Raw genomic sequence first — 20,114 nt, forward strand, 5'->3', positions numbered from 1 at the left:
GATGATAGTGCGGATTGCCCGTGTGAAAGTAGGTAATCGTCAGGCTCCTCATGCTGTGATGTCCAGAACCCCGGTTTCTCCGTAAGAGAGCCGGGGTTCTGGCGTTTGGGCGCTGTCCCTACATCGTACGCAGTACGAAACTGACCTTTCCCCGCCGAGTGCACCATTCGTAAGTTAGTAGGCCCGCCGGTTGACCCTGGCCGAAATTCCGTCCCGGTTTCAGCTGGAAATTTCCGGCTCTTCGGAGTGGGCCGCATCGGGCCGGAATGCCCACCGGCGGGCGAATTCCGCCGGCGTCATCCACTGCAATGCAGAGTGGGGGCGTGCCTCGTTATAGTACTCGCGCCACACCTCGATTTTGCGTCTGGCGTCCGCCAGTGACAAGAACCAATGCGGGTTGAGGCACTCTTCCCGGAAACGCCCGTTGAAGGATTCGTTCTTTGCGTTGTCGGTCGGTTTGCCTGGACGTGAGAAGTCAATCTCGACGCCGTTTTCATACGCCCATTTGTCCAGTCGCCTTCGAAATGAATTCGCTTCCATTGTCTGTCTTGATGTAGCGCGGAAGTGGGCGGCTTTGTGCAAGCCGGGTCAGTGCGGCCACGGCATGCTCGCCTCGCAGCGATCCATCAACTTCGATCGCCAGGCATTCCCGCGTGTAGTTGTCGACGATCGTGAGCGTGCGCAGCCGGCCGTCGAACAGGTTGTCCGCAACGAAATCCATGCTCCAGATTTAGTTAATCGCGCTGACCATCTGCCTGGGCTGCCTGCGCCGCGCCGACGTGTTGCGTCGTGGCCGTTTTTGACCCAACGACAGCCCGAGTTCGCGATAAACACGTTCCACCCTCTTGTGGTTGTCTCTCCAGCCTTCCCGGCGGAGCATCACGTACACGCGTGGTGCGCCGCAATGTACCCGCACCTCCGTAATTTCCTTGATGCGCATCTCTAGCGCGCTCTGGTCCCGCGCAACCGACCTGTAACGGTAGACCGTGCGGGAGAGCTTCAACAGCGCACAGGTCTGCCTCTGGCTTGCGCCGAAACGCTGCATCAAGTCCGTGACCAGCTCACGGCACCGGGAAGGCTTCAAAGCTTTTTTGAGAGCACATCCTGCAACGTGGCCTTATCCAGCGACAGGTCCGCAACGAGCCGCTTGAGATTCGCATTCTCTTCTTCGAGCTGCTTCATCCGCCGCAGTTCGGAAGGCGACAGGCCACCATATTTCGTGCGCCAGTTATAGAAGGTCGCTGATGCCCATCTTGCGGCATACCTCTGCGACCGGTGTGCCCAGCTCGGCCTGCTTCAATGCGTAGGCAATCTGCTCGTGGGTGTATCTGCTCTTCTTCACGGCATGACCTCCTGGTCAGGGTATCAACATCATGCCGGAATTTTCCCGTTTCAAACGGAACGGTTTTGTGGGCCAGGGTCAAGTCGACAACAGGCAGAAGCAAAGCACGCAACCAGCCAGTGTTGCGCACACATATGTGTCGAGTTGCGTGCCCTCGTCGTTTTGCCAACTGCAAAAGCATGCTGCGCCGGATTTCCAGCCGAAATCATCGTCGAGCGATAATGCGCTACTCGGAGAATGCCAAAGGCATTTACCAATCATTTCCCAAACGGAAAAACAAAAAGCCCGTCACTGAAGTGACGGGCTTTTTCATATCCCGGTTACGCAAAGCGCAACTGAAACCGCTTTAGCGCTCCAGGAACGGCCGCAGCTTGTCCGCGCGGCTGGGGTGCATCAGCTTGCGCATCGCCTTGCTTTCGATCTGGCGAATACGCTCGCGCGTCACGTCGAACTGCTTGCCCACTTCTTCGAGCGTGTGGTCCGAAGTCGTGTCGATGCCATATCGCATGCGCAGCACCTTCGCCTCGCGCGGCGAGAGCGCCTTGAGCGCCTCGTCGATCGCAGCGCGCATGTTCGCGTGGATGGCGGCGTCCGCCGGAGAGGCCGAGCCTGCATCCTCGATCATGTCACCGAGCGTTGCGTCGCCGTCGTCGCCCACCGGGCTTTCGAGCGAGACCGGCTGCTTGGCGATCTTGAGGATGCCGCGCACCTTCTCTTCGGTCATGCCCATGCGCGCGGCGAGATCCGCCGGATGCGCTTCCATGCCTGTTTGTTGCAGGATCTCGCGCGAGATGCGGTTGAGCTTGTTGATCGTTTCGATCATGTGCACCGGCACGCGGATCGTGCGCGCCTGATCGGCCAGCGCACGCGTCACGGCCTGACGCACCCACCACGTCGCATACGTCGAGAACTTCCAGCCACGGCGATATTCGAACTTGTCCACCGCCTTCATCAGGCCGATGTTGCCTTCCTGGATGAGGTCGAGGAACTGCATGCCACGGTTCACGTACTTCTTCGCGATCGAGATCACGAGACGCAGGTTCGCCTTGACCATCTCGCCCTTCGCCTGACGCATCTTCGACTCGGCGACGGTCATGCGGCGGTTGATCGCCTTGATCTGCTGAAGCGACAGCGACGCGGCCGCTTCGATCTCGGCGAGCTTGCGCTGCTCGGCCTGGATGGCCGGCAGGCTGCGCTCGATGGAGGGACCATACTTGCTCGACGCGGCTGCGGCGCGCACGCCCCAGTCGAGGTCGGTTTCGTTGCCCGGGAACTGCTCCACGAAGGCTTCGCGCGGCATGCCGCAGCGATCGACGACGATCTGCAGCACATTGCGCTCGATCGCGCGAATCTGCGTGACCTGCTCGTGCAGCAGCGTGCACAGGCGGTCGATCGTGCGGGCCGTGAAGCGGATCGGCGCGAGCTCGGTCTGGATGTCGGCGCAGATCTTCATTTCTGCAGCCGAGGCACGCGCATTGGCGTCCGTCGTGCAGGCCATCTGTTCGAACAGCTCGCGAACGCGCGCGAAGATCGCGAGGCTGTCCGCCTTCAACTGCGCAAGCAGGGCTTCGTTGGCCTTGCTGTTGTCGCCGCTGTCGTCATCGTCTTCATCGGCGTCGTCCGAGCTTTCGACGTCCGAGGCTTGGGCTTCGAGCTCTTCGTCCGCGTCTGCGTCGGCCATGGCCGGCTCCTGCGCGGCTTCGTCGCTGCCGATGCCGTCGACGAGCTCGTCGATGCGCATTTCGTCAGCCGCCACGCGGTCGGCGTCTGCCAGGATCGTCGCGACGATCGACGGGCATGCCGCGATCGCCTGGATCATTTCCTGGAGGCCGTCTTCGATGCGCTTGGCCACTTCGATTTCGCCAGCGCGCGTGAGCAGCTCGCTCGAGCCCATTTCGCGCATGTACATGCGCACAGGGTCGGTGGTGCGGCCGAACTCGGAGTCGACCGTCGAGAGCGCGACTTCGACTTCCTCGTCGGCTTCGTCGTCGGCCTGCTGGTCGGCACGGGCTTCGTCGTTCAGGAGCAGCGTGTCGGCGTCGGGCGCCTGCTCGTAGACCTGCACGCCCATGTCGTTGAACGTGGCGACGATCGTTTCGAGCGCGGCCGTCTGCGCGAAGTTGTCGGGCAGATGGTCGTTGATGTCCGCGTGGGTCAGATAACCACGTTCACGGCCAAGCTTGATGAGCGCCCGCATCTGGTGCTGGCGCTTTTCGAGCTGCGAGCTTGCGTCCATTGGAGTCGTATCGCCGGTCTTGTCTTTCGACGAGCGGCGTGCGGGGCGGGCAGACGAAGTCAGCGCGTCGTCCCGGTCATGGCTTGTCAATACATTCTCCTCGAGGGGATAGCCCGACAAGGGCAAAAAAGTTCACGCGCCAGCGGCGTGGCGTCCTGGCGATGACGAAATTGCAGGGGGGTGGGCGGGGCGCATGCCGGTCCCGCCAAGCGAGCGCCAAACGCACAAAAGCGTGGCGGCCTGGATTTTCGTGCAATGCAGAAAGACCGCGTATGGTAGTGCGTTACGGCATGCGAGGCAACCCGAATCGTCGTGTTTGCGGCACATTGACCGCCTTCAGGGTCGAATCGCGTGTTAACGCGACGGTTCGCGCGCTTTCTACGTGGTGGCTTAGACCTTTTCCCGCACGAATAGTTCGCACAATGCCCCTCGTCAGACCGCGGGCGCGCTTATCGTTCCCCTTTATCCGATCGCGCGTCCTTCGCTCCCCGCTCATGCCAACGCTCATGAGCGAATCGCAACAATACGTTGAACGCGCTTACCCGACGACTGGTTGACGGCGTCCTCCCGCAGCGCGATTGTCGTGCCTTCCAGCGCATCGACCGCCAGCGAGGGAGCGAAGGCGCTATAAAGCCGTCCTGCCACGTCGCGCGCGCTGCTGCCTTCGGTCACGCGCCAGCTCAGATAGAGCACGCCCTTCGGCTTGAGCAGTTCGACGAGGCGACGGCACGCTGGCCCGATTTGCGCGACGGGCAAATGCATGACCACGGTTTCGCAAAGGACGTTGTCGAAGCTCCCACGAGGTACGCCCCCGAGTTCGGGCAATGCAGCGAGGCCGAAGGTGTAGTCCGGGTATTGGCAGGCGGCCTGTGCGATCAGACCCTCCGAAGCGTCATAGCCGCCAGTCGGATAACCGTGGGCATTCAGCCACGCGACGTCGCGACCCGACCCGCAACCGATGTCGACTGTTTGCCCATGCGGCCGGAAATATTGCGTGAGGTGGGCATAGAGGTCGTCGGGCGCAGGCTGCTTTGCCCATTCGGCTGCGTAGCTTGCGGCGCCGCTCGTGTAGGTCTCGATCGTAGCGCGGTCCATGTGGGGCTCGACGTCCTCGCGGGCAAGAGGAAAGGGCGGCTTCAAGACTAACCGATTGGCTCGGCGGCAGGCAGTGGTGCGGCGATACAGGTATGGACGCTCCCACCCGCGGCTGGCGCCGTCATGGCGGGAATTCGTCGTACTGCGGCAGCGCGTCGGCGATCTCGAACCACGGCGCCTTCGAGCCGACGAAGATATGCGCTGCGGGCCGGATGGCCGGTGGGTCCAGCAGCGTGCCGAACGTCACGTGGACATATGCGCCTTCACGCACCACCGAAAAGAGCAGCGAGCCGCACAGCCCGCAATGGACGTCGTGGGCGGCCTGCGGATCGCCGTAGATCATCGCCTGCCCGCCGCCCTGCGTGAGGCGCAACGCCTTTCTTTCGATACCCGCGAACGGCTTGAACGCGGAGCCGGTCGCGCGGCGGCACTGCGAGCAGTGGCAGTTGAATGCATAACGGAACGCATCCGTGACGGCATACCGCACCGCACAGGCATTGACCGCGCAGCGTGGCGCTGGAATCGGGAGAGGTGTCGGCGGACATGACGGGCGCAAGTGCAGAGGTGGGCCAATGTGAAACTTTGCGACGCGCACGCACTGTGTGGGAGAGTGAGGCGCTCGCTTGAGCAGCATCATCCTACGTATCAGCTCCGCGCGGCGCAGAAAAATGCAAAGGTCACCGCATATGGGGATTCGGCTGCGTGCAACAGCCTCTGCGCGGTTCGCCACGCCCCGGCAATGCCTGATTGGGCGGCAAATTCCCCATAGACGGTTACCTGTTACGCCGCGTTCGAGGTGCATCGTCCCGCTAGCCTATCCGGGCCTTTCCCTCAGTTCCTTCAATCCCTTGATGACGACGAGCAGCGCGCGGCCGTGCTCTTCCGAGCCGTCCCACGCTTCGACGATCGCGTTGCGCAGCAATTCGTTATAAGCGGCCGCATGCCGGCTGGCATGCGGCGCCTGCATGCCATAGAAACTGCATAGCTTATTGAATGACGCGCTTCGGCGCACTCTTCGCCCGTTCGACATGCGAAGACGCGACACAGTGGGTTGGCTAACCCCGGAAAGCCGCGCAATTTCACTGGCCGAGCGCGTGTCGGCCGATAGCCGGCGCAGCAGTTCCTGCACGGGAAAATAAGTGTCTGGGGCTTCCATGTCATGCATTATACCTATACAGTAACGGTTATTGAATTGCCTGCCGAAATCGGCGGGCCGCTGCATTCCGAGGAAGTCGATGGCACTCAAGCACCTACCGCCCACGTTTTGCTGGTCCCGCATCGGGCCAGAGGCCGGCGTTGATCTCCCCACGCTGATCCTGCGCAAGGAGTGGGAGCGCCGGCTGGGCGGTGGGCGGTTCCTGTGGGGCATCGGCCAGTCGCTCGGCAGCAGCGCGCAGGTGGCCGCATTGCGTACCGGCTCGCTCCTCGCGCTGTTCTCGCCGGCGGCAAGCCGCCCGCGCGTCGCGCAGGACAAACGCGGCAAGCGTGCGGAGGTGGTTGTCTGGAATGCGTGGATCGACGCGAGCGGCCAGGTGCGCCAGCTTCCGCCGCACGTGTTCGTCACGAGTAGCGCCACGCTGCCGTCCGGCGCCCCGCGCGAGCATCACTACGCGCTCGTGTGCGTTTCGCCTGCAGAGCTCAGCGTAGGCAGCTCGTTGCGCGTGTATCCGGAGCGTTTGCGCAGCGTGAGCACGGCGAAGCCGCCAAGCCCTTCGCAGGGCACGGTGGTGGTCGATTGCGTCGAGCGGGCCGCCCAGGCGAGCGGCAAGAGTCATCCGCTCGTGTTCACGGCGGAGCTCGAGGCGCCGTATTTCGTGCGACTCACGCAGCCCGCGCCCGTCAAGGCGCGCGATCTCGCCGCCATTCACGAGGCGTCGCGCATGGGCGACTTCGACACCTATGCAGATCTCACGAAGCGCGTGCGCAGCCAGGCATGCGCGCAGCAGGCGCGCGGCTACACGCGCGATCTCTTCGACGTGCCGCCGGCCGAGCACACCGCGTCTTCACGGCATGGCGGCGTCCGCACGCGCCACGTCTCCCGGGCGGGAGACTGGACCCAGCTCACGATGGAACTCTTCCATGGCGATCAACACCCGTTCACAAGAGGCCGAGGCCGCGCAACGCTTTTTTGAGGCTAGCCGCAACGTCGACCGCGCATTTCGCGCGCTGCGCGCCGAGGCCGACGACATCGCCTCGTCGTTCACTCATGGCGCCGCGCAATCGCGGCTCGACCACGCGCTCGATGAGCTGGCGAGCGCCCAGGCACTGTTCGACTCCGTCACCGGCATGCGCTCGCGTGCCGGCAAGGATCATAAGGATCACTGAGAATCTGGCGCGATGACCCGCGCAGCGGCACGGGCCCGCGGTGCTTGAACAGCGCTATATCGCGCCCACCGGCCGCGTGCTCACCTGCATGCCGCTCGAGCGCTGCGTGATCGCGCTGCGCGCCTGAAGCGAAGCCAGATCCCCGCTCAATCGGGCGCCTGCCCGTCCTCGACTCGCAGATCCAGCACGGCCGCGACCAGCGGCCAGCGCTTCGCGGCCGCTAGCCACGCGTCTTCGGCCTGGACGTCGAGATAGCGGTCGCGATCGACGCCCTCAACGAGCCGCGCGAGCGCGTCGATATCGCTCGGCAGCGCGGGAGCGCCGCGCGCCCGTCGCCCTGAACCCCACAAACGTATCGCCATTACTTGCCCTCCACCCACACGCCGTCCGGCGTATGGATCACGTAGCCGGTTGGCGTCGTCATCGTGACGGTGCCTTCGTTCTCGCCCACCATGCGGGTTTGCGGCAGGTTGCTCGCGTATTGCGCGAGCGGCGGCGCGCCCGTGGCGAACGGGCTGTTGCCAACGAGATTCGCAAGCAGTTGCGCAAGTGCGAGAAAGCTCGTTGGCGCGTCGATCGTCGTCACGCCGCCGGTGCGCTCGCTGCCGGCCGGCAGGCCGACAACTTTCACGCCCACCGGCACGTGGATGATGTTCGGCGTCGGAATCTCGCGCATGCCGGCAATCTGGTTTTCTTCGCCGCGCAGCGCTGCGCCGTGCTCGGGCACGAAGACGATCACAGCCTTGCGGCCCGATTGCGCGACGAGGTCGATCAGCCTGTCGATGTCGCCTAGCAGCATCTGCAGACGGATCGGATACGACTGCAAGCTCGTGAGATTCGCGTTTGCGCCGGGCAGACGGTTGCCATCGTGCATCGAGACCGTGTTGTAGTACAGCGCGACCGGACCGCCGCCCGCGGCGAGGCGCTGCTTGTACCAGCGCGCGAGCACGTCGTAGTCGCCGACGAGCGGCGAGCCGTCGAACTCCTTCATCGCCACAGGCAGACCATCGTTCGACGGAATCGTCACGCCCGGCACGCCGATTTCCCTGATCACGGTGCCCCGGAAGTCGTCGAAGCGGCCGTTGTGGTTGAGCAGCGCCTGCGGCGTGTAGCCGGCCTGTGCGAGCTGCGCGAACAGATGGCACTCGGGCGGCGCGGGGTCGTAGAGCGCCTTGTGCGGCTGCTGCCCGCAGGCCGCGCGCAGCACGCGGATCGCGGCCGGTCCGCTATAGCTCGCGGCGGAGCTGAAGTTCTGGAAGATGTAGTCGAAGCGCGAAAAGAGCGGATTGTCACGCGCCTTCACGACGTCGAGGTCGTCCCACGAGAGCGAGCAGATGTGGACCACGATGATGTCGAACTGCGCGTTCGCATCGGTCGTGAGCGGCGTGAAGTTCACGCGGCGCCCTTCCTCGTTGGCGCGAAACGCCGCGAGCTGCTGGTCGAAGCTGCCCGATTGCTCGTCGCGCTTCTTGCCCGTGCCGCCGTCCTCGTCGCCATTGCTGGCGAGCGAAGCGTTGGCGGTGGCGTTCGCGACGAACGCGCCCACGCTCTGCCAGATCGGCGTCACGACGAGCGCGATCAGCACGAACGTCGTCACGCGTACCCAGCGGTTCAGGACAAAGTAGAGCAGCACCGCGAGCACTGCGGCGACGATCATCGAAAGCGAGATCACGCGGCGTGTGAGCTCGAACATGTACGCGGGCGTGAAGGTGAAAAGCACCGGTATCTGCGAGATTGCGCGCCCGATGTCCGGCATGCTCGATTCGTGGTACGCGATGGCGATGCCCGCGACTACGGCAATCACGTCGCGCGCGATCCGCAGCCACTGCTCGCGCAGCGGCACAAGCAACAGGATCACGAAGGCGAAGTTCATCCACCATTCCGGCTTGAGTGTGCCGGCCGAGTAGAGGTACAGCTTGGCAAGGAAGTAGAGGTTCCAGAGACCCATGATGGTTCGTGTTCCAGGGTGTGGCGGCAGTTCCGGTTTTCAGGGCTGACGGGCCTGGCCGGCCCGGCGTCGCGTGAACAGATTCTCGATCGCGTCGAAGAAGGCATCGATCAGGCGCATGTAGCCCTGCCAGCTCAGCTCGATCAGCTGGATGAGGCCATGCAGGGGCGCGTCGGTGGGAGGGACATCCTCCCATTCGAGCCAGGCATCGGCGCGGCCGAACGTGCATTCCACGAGCTTGCGCTCCATCTCCGTCGTCATGCCGACGAAGCGCACGCCCAGATGCCTGTCGGCGAGGCGTGCGACCACGGCCGGGAAATCGTGCTCCAGTGCGCCGCGCGAGAGGCACACGTTGATGCGCTCGCCGGGCTTGAGTTTCTGTGCCCCCGGGTGCGCGGGCAGCAGCAGGCCGAGGCCGCCCATCGAATAGTTCTCGGTCTTGCAGGCGAGCGTGCGCCCGTCGGGCAGCGTGAGCATGGCGGGCACGCGCAGCGGAATGCGGTGCGCGACGCGCACCTGCTTCGCTTCCTTGGCCACGCCGAGCGCGAGGCCGAGCACCATGAGATTCACGCCGGCCCAGAAGAGGTTCATGAACACGGTGGCGGGCTCGTCGGTCGACCAGATCGTGAGACGGCCGATGCCGGCAAGCACGGCGAACGCGTTGATGGCGAGCAGCACGAGATAGGGCTTCGAGATGGCCCAGTCGAGATACTCGTGCTCGATGTGGCCGCCCTTCGAGGTCACGTTGAACTTGCCGAGCTTCGGGTTGATGAAGGCGATGGTCGTGGGCAACACGATGTACCACGCGAGCACGGACTCGTAGGCCTCGGCCCAGAACGAGTGGCGGTAGCGCCCCTGGATGCGCGAGTTGGCGATCGCGGAAATGATGAGGTAGGGCACCACATACGCGAGGATCACGGGCGCGGGCGTATTGATGACGTGCAGACCGAAATACAGGTAGGCGCCCGGCATCACGAGAAAGATGAGGCGCGGGAAGCCATAGAAGAAGTGCAGCATGGCGTTGCTGTAGCACATGCGCTGGAAGAACGAGAGCCCCTTGCCGAGCCACGGATTGTCGACGCGGAAGATCTGCGTCATGCCGCGCGCCCAGCGGATGCGCTGGCCGATGTGGTCGGCGAGGCTGTCGGTGGCGAGTCCCGCGGCCTGCACGGTGCGCAGATACGCCGAGGTGTAGCCGTTGCGGTGCAGCCGCAGCGAGGTGTGCGCGTCCTCGGTGACGGTTTCGGTCGCGATCCCGCCGATGTGTTCGAGCGCCGAGCGCTTGATGATCGCGCACGAGCCGCAGAAGAACGTGGCGTCCCAGAAGTCGTTGCCGTCCTGGATCAGACCGTAGAAGAGGCTGCCCTCGTTGGGCACGCGGTGGAACGTGTCGAAGTTGCGCTCGAACGGGTCGGGCGAGAAGAAGTGGTGCGGCGTTTGCACCATCGCGCATTTCGGATCGGCGAGAAAGACGCCGATGGTCGTCTGCAGGAAGGAGCGCGTGGGAATGTGGTCGCAGTCGAAGATCGTGACGTACTCGCCCTGAGTGAGCGGCAGCGCATGATTGATGTTGCCGGCTTTCGCATGCGTGTGCTCGTCGCGGCGCAGGTAGCCTACGCCGGCCTCGCGTGCGAAGTCGCGGAATTCGTCGCGGTCGCCGTCGTCGAGAATGTAGACGCGCAGCTTGTCGCGCGGCCAGTCGATCGAGCTCGCCGCGAACACGGTGGGCCGCACCACCGAAAGCGACTCGTTGTAGGTGGGGATATAGATGTCGACGGTCGGCCAGTCGGCCGGATCCTCGGGCAGCGGCTGAGGCTTGCGGCGCAGCGGCCAGGCGGTCTGCACGTAGCCGAAGAACAGCACGATCCACGTATAGAGTTCGGCCGCGTAGAGGATGTAGCCCACCACGGCCTCGGTGGCGCTCGCGAGATGCAGCGTTTGCGTGGTGCGCCACCAGACGTAGCGGCCTGTCATGAGGATCGAGAGCATCACCATCAGCATCGTGGCAAGCCGGCCCGGCAGGCGCCGCGCGATCATCACCACGACGTAGACGAGCAGGAATAGCAGCACCTGCCCGTCGAACGGCAGCGGCGTCGTGCATACGGCGACGGCCGCGACAAAGGCGCCCCACAGCAGGCATTGACGCAGGAAGGGCACACGGTCGAGCGCCTCGGAGAGACGTTCGAGGCGCTTTTCGATGCCGTCCCATGGCACAGCGGGCAGATGCCGGCCGACTGCCGCGCTCGCGTTCGACAGGCGGCGATAGACGGGTGCGAGCCGTCGGTCGAGCCACGCCCGCAGGAAAAATCGATGGTGCCCTTGCGGCGCCTTGTGCAGCTTGCGCAGGTCGGCGGCCAAACGCTGGCGCGCACGGCGCGGACGCAGGAAGAGTCGCAGCAGCCACGCGCTCGCGCTGCGGTCGCGTCCCATGTTCAGGCGCCGGCCAATGTCGTTGCCGAGCCACGTGAAAGCCAGCGCGGGCACGTCGCGCTGGCCGGGGCGCGGCGGCCGGAAGAAGGCGCGCAGCAGCCACTGGCCGCGAGGCGCGTCGGGCGCGAGGTTGAGCTCGGGCGCGCTCAGGCGGCGCAGCGACGCCCAGAACGCGGCCCATAGCCCTTTCCAGATCGCAATTGGCCGCTCGCGAATCATGGCGTGCCTCCGCGTGCGGGGTGTGGCGCGAGGGGGGCGTCGGGTGCTTCGACTGCTTTGGGGCTCGCGCTGGCGCTCCAGTGCGAGATCCAGGAGGCGATGCCGTTGAGATCGTGCGCGGCCTGCGAGCTCGGCTCGCTCAGGCAGAAGTTCTCGCCGGCGGCGAGCGCGGCGGGGACGCCGGTATCCGCGTGCACGAGGTAGGGCAGCATGGCAGAGCCAAGGCGCGCACGCAGCAGCGCGATCACGTCCATGTGCAGTTGGCGCGCGGGTAAGACGGCGTTGGCGACGAACACGCTGGGCTTGCGCGCACCCGCGAGCGTGGCGATAAAGCGCGGCAGCGTCGCGCACGCGGTGGCGCAGGGCGTCAGAAGCCCTAGCACGAGGTCGGCGGCGTCGATCGCCTGGCGCGCGTGCGCTGAGGGCCACGTGCCCGCGTCGATGAGCGCGATCGCATGCGGCGGCAGGTCCACACGGGCAAGCAGCTCGCGCAGCCAGCCGGGGCGTGCGTCGAGCTGGGTGCTGGCGTCGTCATCGGGGGCGCCTGGCGGTGCGGATACGGCGCCGGCCGCGAGGCTGCCCCATGGGAGCACGAGCACGCCGTCGTCGCTTTGCAGCGCGGCGCGCGACCAGGCGTTGTTGGCGCCCGGGCTGCCCGCCAGATGCGTGACGAGCCCTTCGCGCGCGCTCTCGCGCAGCCCGAAATGCATCGCAAGCACGTTGCGCGGGTCGCATTCCACGGCGAGCGCCACATGCTCGCGCGCCACCAGCAGCCCGGCGAGCGCGGCCGTGAGGGTCGTGCGTCCCGCGCCGCCCACGGCGGAAACGATGGCGATGGTTCTCATCGGCGCCACCTCGTTTCGCCGAAGCGGCGCTGGCCGCGAATCAGCAGCGCGTCGAGTTGCGGCGGCAACTGGAGTGGACGCGAGCGCACCGGGCGCAGCCAGACGGGCACGAAGCGCCCGAGCCGCAGGCGCCAGCCTATCCAGTAGAGCGGTACGGCGAGAATCAAGCCCCAGACGAAGTAACCGAGGAAGGTAACCGAGGAAGACGTTCATTTCGCTTTCCTATGCTTTGAGCGGCAACGGCGCGCGCTGCGGCACGGCGCGCGGCTTCGCCTTGTCGTTGCGCGCCGCGGTGTCGAGCGCCGGCAGCAGCGAGCCGTTCATGGGCGCCGCGGCGGCTGGTTCCGCGCTTTCCGGCGGCATGACTACGCCCGGCACTACCGGCACGCCCGGCACGCCCGGCACGCCCGGCGCGAGCGGCACAACCTCGGGAGTGGCCGCAGGCGGCACGGCTTGGCCGCCAGGCAGCACCGCGATGGCCGCGGCCGGCTGCGCTGCGTTGAGCGCAAGCCAGCCTGAATAATCGGGCGGCGGCGTGGTTTCGATTTCCTCGGCGAGTATGTCGAGCGTGTCAGTGATCGCGCGGCCGTCGCCGTAGCGCTCCTCGCCCTGGAACAGCTCCGCGAGCGGGCGCTGGAACACGCGCTGGCAAACGGCGTCGGCGTCGCTCAGGCGGCACGCGAAGAAGAACACGTAGAGGCTGTCGCCGCTCGCGGTGACGATGTCGCCCGCGCGGCGCAGGTGGCAGGCCGTGAGCGCGTCGACGTGCGCGACTTCCGGCATCAGCGCAAGGCGGATCAGCACGCTCGGCAGCTGGATCACGCGGCTGCGCTCGACCGCCGAGCGCACGAGCTCGATGAAGCGCGCCGCGCCCACGTAGCCGGTTTCCTCGCCGTGCATCACGGCGGCGAGCGCCGCGCGGTAGTCGGCCGGCATGGGCCGCGAGTACACCTGCCCGTGCAAGCTCTCAACGATGGCCTCCACCTGCGCGAGCGGCGTCTGGCGCGCAATCACCCGATTCGCGCCGAGGTTGAGAATGAGCGACTCGTAGCGCATCGCCACGGCGTCCTCGCGCACGATGATCTTGAGCGCCTCGCCGCATTGCAGGCGCAGCGTGTGCACCTGTTCCGCGAGCGTTTCGAGCTCGCGGTTCGCGCTGAAGTCGAGGATGACCGTGGCCGCGACCGAGGTGCGCGCGGCCGCCACGGCCGCCTCGTTGTCATCGACGATCTGCCACGCCGGCGGCAGCACGCGCTCGTGCAGCATGGCGTCGCGCGAGACGATCACGCGGCCTTCGTCGGGCGCGAGGAGGCCCGCCTCGCCGATCTCGCTTTCGAATGTGCCGCCGGAGACCGTGAGCCGATGATCGGCGGCGGCAAAGCGCAGCGGCAGCGTCTGGCTGCCGTGCACGGCGTCGCCGGCGCGCCAGAACGCCACTTCCCAGTGATACTGGCCCTGCACCTGGAGCAGTTGCGCCGCACCCGCGAAGCGCGCCTGGAAGGCGGCCAGTTCGGGATGCTCCCGATCGTCGCCGACGCCGGGCGGCGCGGCCACCATCAGTACACCGTAACGATGTTGCGCGCACCAGCTCGCGAGCTGCGCGCCCTGGCCCGCGAGCGCGGCGGCGTCCTGCCAGTTGAAGAACGCTTCTGCGCCCTCGATGAAGAACTGGCTCTCGGGCGCCGCGCACTGGTCGGCGAGCGCGCTGAGCGCTTCGATGAGCACCTGCACGCCGTCGCGGTCGGCGAGCGGCCGCAGCGAACATACGTTCGCCCACGCGTGCGTCGAACCGGGCCGGTCGATGTCGACGCCATGATCTCGCAGCGTGGCGGCGAGGCTCGCCGCGTCGCGCGTGGAGAGCACGGTTGCGGGGTGCGCGAGCGCGGCGGCGGCCGTTTGCCAGAAGAGCGCGTCGCGCGCGGGCGAAGCGCCCGCGTACACCACGTGCACCTGGCCCGCGCCGAGCATGGCGAGCGAGGCCGGCAGGCCGTCGATCGCGAGCGGCTCGCGGCGCGCGAGGCGCGAGAATAGCGAGCGTCGCGTGTCACGCACGGCCGCAGCCGGCTGCGCGGCAGGCGTAGTCGCGGGGGGCCTGGCGGCGGGGTGGCCAGATTCGCGGGCGGGATCGTTCATCGTATCGCTCGGGTCGCGGGTTTCATGGCGGAATGCGTTCGGCTTGGTCGCTTCATGCGCTGGCTCGCTCAGTAGGCCGAGTATGGCGTGACCGGCCGCGGCGGGTAAGGCACCGGGCCCTTCTGCGGTGAGAAGTAGTAGCGCAGGTAGAGCACCCCCACGTTCGGCGCGTAATCACGCGAGCGGTCGATCGAAAAGCGCCCGCCCAGCACGAGGTGTGGCGTCGCGCGATATTCGAGCGCCGCTTCGACCGTATAGCTGAAGCCGCCGCCCGAGCCGCCGCCGAAGTAGGGCGAGCCGAGGCCGTTGGCGCTCATGAAAGCGAGTGCCTGGGACTGCAGGCCGGCGCGCGTGGGGAAGTACGGCGACTCGTTCTCGTTGGTGAACGACACGCCCACCGATCCGTCGATCTCCCATGAAAGCTTCTTGTAGCGTCCGGTCCAGTCGAGCGGGATGCCGATCGACACATAGCTCTGCGGGCTGTAATAGCCGCCGTTGCCGAACGTGTAGAAGTGCTCATTTTTCGAGTACTGCCAGTAATTGAAGACGAGGCCGCTCGACACGGCCTGGTCGGGCCGCTTGAACACCGACCAGTCGTAGCCGCTGCGCACCTTGAACTCCTGGTTGGTCTGCACGTTGGTGCCGGTCAGGAAGCCGAAGCCGATGCTCGTGAACACCGTGCCGGGCCCGAAATCCTGCGCGCCGCGCACGGTGAAGCCGTTGCGCACCACGCCGCCCCACAGTTCGCCGGTGACGGGGTCGCGCCCGCCCGCATAGGAAACCAGGCTCGCCGTCACGGGCCGACGCGAGACGTCGAACGAGAGCGACGCATGCTGGAAGTCGTGCCGGTACTGAATGCCGCCCAGCACGCTCGTGATCGGGAAGCCCACCGGCGTGCTGCCGATGTCGGCGCGCCAGCTGTTGTTCGCGCTGCTGAACTCGTAGCCCGCCGCGAGCGCGACGCCGGTGGCGGTCTCGTTGATCGGCGAGAGCCCGGCGTTGCCGAGCGCGGCGATCTTGCCGTACTGGTACGCGTTCTGGAGCTCGTTGGCAGGCAGCGTGCCGGCGTTCAGGTAGACCGTGTCGGCGTGGAAGAAATAGTGACCCGTGTAGCCATCGGGAATGCGGACGTAGAGCGGGACTTCGGTTGCGTGCAGCTCCGAGATGCCGGGGTCGCCCGAGAGGTTCGACTGATACCACGCGGTCGCGACCTGCCCCTGCTTGCGGTCTTCGAGGCCTTGCAGCGCGCGCCCCGCCGACGTCGTGCCGTCGGCGTCGGGCTGTGTGCCCTGGGCCTGCTCCTGCGCGCGCGAGGTGCGGTAGAGGCTCGCAGCCTCGTTGTAATTGCCGCTCGCCTGCGCGACGCGGCCCGCCTGGATCGTCACGTCCGGATTGTCCGGGTACTGCTCGCGCAACGGATCGACGACGGCCGACGCCTCGTCGTTCAGCCCGAGTGAGGTGAAGCGCCGCGCGACGGCGAGGCGCGTGTCGATGTCGTTTTCCGCGGTGTCGGCCAGCACTGCGCGAACCATGTCGGCGGCCTCCCGGTCGTGGCCCATGCGCTCCAGCATACGCGCAACGGCGAGGCGTGCATCGGCGTCGTCGGGTTGCGTCGCGAGCACCTTCTGCGCCGCTGCGATGGCGCCCTTGTAGTCGCCCTTCGCGTCGAGCAGGTCGACCTCTTCGAGCAGCCAGCGCCGGTTCGACTTCAGCCGCTCGGGCACGGCGTCGAGCGTGTGGCGCGCGCCCGTCAGGTCGCCCGCTTCGATGAGCCGGTCGGTCTCGCGCACGGCGAGGCGCAGCTCCTGATCGTCGAGATTGGCCTTCTGCTCGTCGGTGAGGCCGGGCTGGTCTCGCGTGGCGTCGATCCAGTTCGCCCAGGCGTCGTCGCGGTTGGCCGCCGCCAGCAGCTCGCCGTAACGCACGCGCGCGCCGTTGGCAGCCGGGTCGTCGGGGTGCGCGTCGAGCCAGTCCTGCACGAGCTTGAGCCCGCGATCCGGCTCGCCGATCGCGATCCACTCGCGACCCACCGAGGCGAGCATCTGCGGGTCGTTGGCCGCGTTGGCGTCGGCGGCGGCGGAATCGAGCAGCGCGCGCGCTTCGTTTTCGTTGCCCTGCGCGATGAGCTGGCGCGCCTGCACGAGCTTCTTTTGTGCAGTGAGGTTGCCCATCAGCTCGCGCATGCCTTCGCTGCGCTCGGCTGGCGGCACGGCGTCGAGTTGTGCGGCGGCCGCATCGATGTCGTCCACGGAATTCAGATAGAGCGCCGTGGCGTAGCGCATGTCGGGCGAGGGCGAGACCTTCACGCCGTCTTCCATGACCTCGCGGCCCAGGGCGGGCAGGCCCAGGTCGCGGTACTGGCGCGCGAGCGTGTAGCGCGTCCACGCGTCGTCGGGCGTGAGGCGCACGGCCGCTTCGAGCTTCGCGATGGCCGGGCTCTTGCGGTTGTCGGCCAGCAGCTGGTCGGCCTCGATCTCGAGCAGTTCGGCGTGCAGACGCTTGAGCTCGGCCGTCGAGCCGCTCACGCGCGGCGTCGTCGCGGCGATGATCGGGGCGATCTCGTCTTCGCGATGGGTCTCGCGCAGCACTGTCACGAGGCCGCGCAGCGCGTCCATGTCGGGCTTGGGTGCGTCGACGAGCGGGCGCAGCACGGCCTCGGCTTCGGGCCACTTCTTCTGCGCGATGAGCGCGCTGCCGAGGATGTCCGCGGCATCGGTGTTGCCCGGATCGAGCTTGAGCGCCTCGCGCGCGAGCGCTTCGGCGTCTTGCGGCTTGCCTTGCGAATTCGCCTCGCGCGCCTTCGCGATGGTGCCCCAGATGGCGGCCGTTTTCTCGAGGCTGCGCCACTTGCCGGCGTTGTCCGGGTCGAGCACGAGCGCACGGGTGAAGAGCGCCTTCGCTTCGTCGTGGCGGCCCTCGCGCAGCCGCACGAGGCCGAGGGCGCCGAGCGTCTCGCCGTCGTTGGGGTTCGCGCGCTGGGCGCTTTGCAATGAGGTTTCGGCATCCTTGAGATCGCCGCGCTCGAGCTGTGTGAGGCCGCGCGCGCGATCGGCGGCGCCGGGGCCCGGGCGTGCGGGCGCCCGCGCCGCGGTGCTCGCTTGTGCGCCTGCACCGGCCGCGCGCGGGGGCGCGGTGATCACGGCGGACGGGTTCTGCGCCTCGGCGAGCGCCTGCGCCTGGCCCTTGGCGCCGAGGCGCTTGCCGAGCTCGGTGACGGTCTGCTGGGCGTCGGTGTCGTCGGGCACTTCCTGCAGATAGCGCAGGTACCAGACGTAATAGGCGGGATCGTCGCGCCCGGCGCTCCCGAGCGCGCGCCGCCACAGTTCGAGCGCGCGCGCGCGGTTGCTGTCCTGGCGCTGATACACGCGGTAGATGAGGTTGAGGCCTTCCATGCGCGTGTCCGCGCGGTCGGTGAGCAGATCGCCAAGGATCAGCGCGAGGCGCGGGTCGTTGGGGTTCTGCTTCACGCGCGTGCGCAGTTCGCTGATCGCGCGCGCGCGGCCCGCGGCCGTGCCCGCGAGGATGCGGTAATAGTCTTGCGCGAGATCGCCAGTGGGCGCGCCGTTCGGAAAGAGCTTGAGCAGGCGCGCCGCGGCTTCGTCGCTCTTGCCAGCGCTCGAGAGCAGGCGGATCTGCGCCATCTCCATCTTGCCGCTGGTGGCGATGCGGTAGGCGTCGTCGAGCTCTTTCGTGGCGCTCGCTTCCGGATGCAGCTTCTTTAACTGCGCGAGGATCTTCGCGGCTTCGGCGGGGCGGTTCGAGCGCAGCTCGATTTCGCCGAGCAGCGCGAGCGCGTCGGGCTGCTGCGGATCGAACAGCAGCGCTTTCTGCACGAGGCCGCGTGCAATGTCGGGTCGGTCCTTGCTCTCCCACATGCGCGCCGCCGAGAGCAGCTGCGCGGCCTGGGCAGCTGGCGCGGCGGCGTTTGCTGCGGGCTGCGCGCCGGCCTGCTGCGCGCAGGCGAGATACGGCGAGGCCGCGAGCAGGAGCGCGACAAGAGGCGTGAGATTCGGCAACGAGCGTCGCGGCGCACAGGCAGCGGCGTTGCCCGGCAATGCGCGCGTGTCCCGCCGCCGCGCCTCACGGCGCGCGCTGCGCCCACGGGCGGCGCGCCTGGCGCGCGCGAGGGCGTTCAGCGCGGCGTAGGGCATGCGCTCGTCCATGCTGGCGCGACGCGGCCTTGCGCGTCGAAACGGTAGAGACCGTCGCGATAGCCGAGGCCGAACAGCATCAGCACGCTGCTGTAGTAGCCAGGCGGCGACTTTTGCGCGAGCGTGCGGCTGCGTTCGACCTGGGCGTTCGCGAGATCGGCGCGGCCGAGCGCGGCAAGATAGGGCGCTACGGCCGCCGAGAAGCCGCCATTGCCCTCGTTCGGCCCCGGCGTGCCCGTGCGCGTATCGACGCGCTCGGGCGGAAAGCCGTGTGCGCCGACGAAGTCCGCGAGTGGCGTGAAGGTGGCGAGCGTGCCGCCGCGCAGCGGGTCGTCGGGAGCGAGCATGCCCGCCCACAGGTACACGCGGATCGCGTTGTAAGCGCTCTCGGCGTGCGTTTGCTCATCGGGTGCGAAGCCGCCTTTTGCGTGGTATTCCACCCAGTCGGGCGAGAAGCCCTTGGGCGCGGTGTCGTTGACGAGCTTCGCCGAAGTCGTGAGCAGCGTCTTCCATTCGCTCGCTTGCGGCAGCGCGAGCGCGAAGCGGCGCATCACCTGCAGCGGTACGTAGCTCGGATTGAGCCGCCAGGTGTCCTTGCCGATCGTGAAGCCCGTGGGCCCTGGCAGCACGGTGCGCCCGAGGCCCGGCAGCACGGCGGTTTCGTAGCGCAATATGTTTCGGGCCATCACCGTGCCGAGCGCCGTGTAGCGGCGTTCGTTCCACAGGCGCCCGGCTTCGAGCAGGGTGTAGGCGATCCAGAGGTCGGCGTCGCTGGCGGGGTTGCTGTCGATTACGCCCCAACGGGGCTCGCCGGCATGCGCGCCGCTCGCCGGGGCCGCGCCCGCAGCGGCTGATGAGGCCGAAACGGCGGATGCAGCGGATGCAGCCGAAGCGGCGATCGGCTTGCCGTCTTCACCGATGTCGAGTCGACCCCAGATCCAGGCGGGGAGATGGGTGGCAAGGTCACCCTGCGCGAGATTGTTCTCGGTCCACGTGAGAACCTTCTCGAAGCTCGCGCGGTCGTTCGCGACCAGCGCGAAGAAGAGCGCATAGGACTGCCCTTCCGATACAGTCACCTGGCGCGGCGTGCTCGCATCGATCACGCGGCCATCTGCGCTCATCAGGTTGCTGCGGAACGCATTCCATGCGGGCCACGCGCAGGCGGTGGTTTTCGCTGCTGTGGCCGGCGCGCCTGTGGGGCTGGCGGGTTGCGTGGCGGAGGCTTTGGCGCCGGGCGCGGCCGCGTGCGCCGAACCGGCCGGCATCAGCAGGGCCAGCGGTGCAAGTGGTGCAAGCGGTGCAAATGGCGCAATCGGCGCGCAAGCGAGCGCACCGGCTGCGATCCAGCGCGCGAAGCGAGGCGCGAGTTTGGGCAAGCCCGGGCGCATCG

General features: G+C 67.0%; 14 protein-coding genes and 1 pseudogene. 2 read left to right on the top strand and 13 right to left on the bottom strand.

Going from position 1 to position 20,114, the window contains the following annotated elements:
• Positions 1-219: 219 nt before the first annotated feature.
• The 5 genes and pseudogenes from VMJ11_RS34590 to VMJ11_RS32500 form a co-directional block, all read right to left on the bottom strand.
• Positions 220-1,342, bottom strand: a pseudogene (locus VMJ11_RS34590) (IS3 family transposase).
• Positions 1,343-1,688: 346 nt separating this feature from the next.
• Positions 1,689-3,668 carry an RNA polymerase sigma factor RpoD gene (rpoD, locus tag VMJ11_RS32485; protein WP_325625152.1) on the bottom strand — a complete coding sequence of 660 codons (1,980 nt, stop codon included), beginning with the start codon at positions 3,666-3,668 and terminating at the stop codon, positions 1,689-1,691.
• A gap of 414 nt (positions 3,669-4,082) precedes the next feature.
• The gene (locus VMJ11_RS32490) at positions 4,083-4,673 is read right to left on the bottom strand and encodes a class I SAM-dependent methyltransferase (protein WP_325625154.1); all 591 of its coding nucleotides are present in this window, start codon (positions 4,671-4,673) and stop codon (positions 4,083-4,085) included.
• A 121-nt stretch (positions 4,674-4,794) separates the two neighbouring features.
• The gene (locus VMJ11_RS32495; RefSeq protein ID WP_325625155.1) at positions 4,795-5,160 is read right to left on the bottom strand and encodes a GFA family protein; all 366 of its coding nucleotides are present in this window, start codon (positions 5,158-5,160) and stop codon (positions 4,795-4,797) included.
• A 327-nt stretch (positions 5,161-5,487) separates the two neighbouring features.
• Entirely contained in the window at positions 5,488-5,829 is a 342-nt protein-coding gene (locus VMJ11_RS32500; RefSeq protein WP_325625176.1) for an XRE family transcriptional regulator, read from the bottom strand.
• A 79-nt stretch (positions 5,830-5,908) separates the two neighbouring features.
• Here VMJ11_RS32500 and VMJ11_RS32505 point away from each other — a divergent pair, with 79 nt between their 5' ends.
• The gene (locus VMJ11_RS32505; RefSeq protein ID WP_325625157.1) at positions 5,909-6,805 is read left to right on the top strand and encodes a hypothetical protein; all 897 of its coding nucleotides are present in this window, start codon (positions 5,909-5,911) and stop codon (positions 6,803-6,805) included.
• A complete protein-coding gene (locus VMJ11_RS32510) occupies positions 6,753-6,998 on the top strand; it encodes a hypothetical protein (RefSeq protein ID WP_325625158.1) in 246 nt (81 codons plus the stop codon). The genes VMJ11_RS32505 and VMJ11_RS32510 overlap by 53 nt, the downstream gene beginning before the upstream one ends.
• A 146-nt stretch (positions 6,999-7,144) precedes the next feature.
• On the opposite strand, the gene bcsR is transcribed toward VMJ11_RS32510, so the two are convergent.
• The 8 genes from bcsR to bcsZ all read right to left on the bottom strand — a co-directional run bounded on the left by bcsR (position 7,145) and on the right by bcsZ (position 20,112).
• On the bottom strand, positions 7,145-7,360 hold the full coding sequence (gene bcsR / locus VMJ11_RS32515) for a BcsR/BcsP family cellulose biosynthesis protein (RefSeq protein WP_325625160.1): 216 nt from the start codon (positions 7,358-7,360) through the stop codon (positions 7,145-7,147).
• A complete protein-coding gene (gene bcsG, locus VMJ11_RS32520; protein ID WP_325625162.1) occupies positions 7,360-8,946 on the bottom strand; it encodes a cellulose biosynthesis protein BcsG in 1,587 nt (528 codons plus the stop codon). Before bcsG ends, bcsR begins: the two co-directional genes overlap by 1 nt.
• A gap of 39 nt (positions 8,947-8,985) precedes the next feature.
• The gene (gene bcsA, locus VMJ11_RS32525) at positions 8,986-11,595 is read right to left on the bottom strand and encodes a UDP-forming cellulose synthase catalytic subunit (protein ID WP_325625163.1); all 2,610 of its coding nucleotides are present in this window, start codon (positions 11,593-11,595) and stop codon (positions 8,986-8,988) included.
• Positions 11,592-12,440, bottom strand: coding sequence for a cellulose biosynthesis protein BcsQ (bcsQ, locus tag VMJ11_RS32530; protein WP_325625164.1), 849 nt, complete (start codon positions 12,438-12,440; stop codon positions 11,592-11,594). The genes bcsA and bcsQ overlap by 4 nt, the downstream gene beginning before the upstream one ends.
• Positions 12,437-12,607 (bottom strand): hypothetical protein, encoded by a 171-nt coding sequence (locus tag VMJ11_RS32535; RefSeq protein WP_325625166.1) that lies wholly within the window; start codon positions 12,605-12,607, stop codon positions 12,437-12,439. The genes bcsQ and VMJ11_RS32535 overlap by 4 nt, the downstream gene beginning before the upstream one ends.
• A 55-nt stretch (positions 12,608-12,662) precedes the next feature.
• Positions 12,663-14,573 (bottom strand): cellulose biosynthesis protein BcsE, encoded by a 1,911-nt coding sequence (gene bcsE, locus VMJ11_RS32540; RefSeq protein ID WP_325625168.1) that lies wholly within the window; start codon positions 14,571-14,573, stop codon positions 12,663-12,665.
• Between the two features lie 68 nt (positions 14,574-14,641).
• Positions 14,642-18,736: a cellulose synthase subunit BcsC-related outer membrane protein gene (locus tag VMJ11_RS32545; RefSeq protein ID WP_325625170.1), complete on the bottom strand. Its 4,095-nt coding sequence runs from the start codon at positions 18,734-18,736 to the stop codon at positions 14,642-14,644.
• The gene (gene bcsZ / locus VMJ11_RS32550; protein WP_325625172.1) at positions 18,706-20,112 is read right to left on the bottom strand and encodes a cellulose synthase complex periplasmic endoglucanase BcsZ; all 1,407 of its coding nucleotides are present in this window, start codon (positions 20,110-20,112) and stop codon (positions 18,706-18,708) included. The genes VMJ11_RS32545 and bcsZ overlap by 31 nt, the downstream gene beginning before the upstream one ends.
• Positions 20,113-20,114: the final 2 nt, after the last annotated feature.

This window comes from Paraburkholderia sp., from assembly GCF_035501035.1.
Lineage (GTDB): Bacteria > Pseudomonadota > Gammaproteobacteria > Burkholderiales > Burkholderiaceae > Paraburkholderia.

Excerpts from the sequence above, each read along its gene's own strand:
- VMJ11_RS32490 (WP_325625154.1), bottom strand. The coding sequence starts at position 4,673 with ATGGACCGCGCTACGATCGAGACCTACACGAGCGGCGCCGCAAGCTAC.
- VMJ11_RS32500 (WP_325625176.1), bottom strand. The coding sequence starts at position 5,829 with ATGGAAGCCCCAGACACTTATTTTCCCGTGCAGGAACTGCTGCGCCGG.
- VMJ11_RS32505 (WP_325625157.1), top strand. The coding sequence starts at position 5,909 with ATGGCACTCAAGCACCTACCGCCCACGTTTTGCTGGTCCCGCATCGGG.
- VMJ11_RS32510 (WP_325625158.1), top strand. The coding sequence starts at position 6,753 with ATGGCGATCAACACCCGTTCACAAGAGGCCGAGGCCGCGCAACGCTTT.
- bcsR (WP_325625160.1), bottom strand. The coding sequence starts at position 7,360 with ATGGCGATACGTTTGTGGGGTTCAGGGCGACGGGCGCGCGGCGCTCCC.
- bcsG (WP_325625162.1), bottom strand. The coding sequence starts at position 8,946 with ATGGGTCTCTGGAACCTCTACTTCCTTGCCAAGCTGTACCTCTACTCG.
- bcsA (WP_325625163.1), bottom strand. The coding sequence starts at position 11,595 with ATGATTCGCGAGCGGCCAATTGCGATCTGGAAAGGGCTATGGGCCGCG.
- bcsQ (WP_325625164.1), bottom strand. The coding sequence starts at position 12,440 with ATGAGAACCATCGCCATCGTTTCCGCCGTGGGCGGCGCGGGACGCACG.
- bcsE (WP_325625168.1), bottom strand. The coding sequence starts at position 14,573 with ATGAACGATCCCGCCCGCGAATCTGGCCACCCCGCCGCCAGGCCCCCC.
- VMJ11_RS32545 (WP_325625170.1), bottom strand. The coding sequence starts at position 18,736 with ATGGACGAGCGCATGCCCTACGCCGCGCTGAACGCCCTCGCGCGCGCC.
- bcsZ (WP_325625172.1), bottom strand. The coding sequence starts at position 20,112 with ATGCGCCCGGGCTTGCCCAAACTCGCGCCTCGCTTCGCGCGCTGGATC.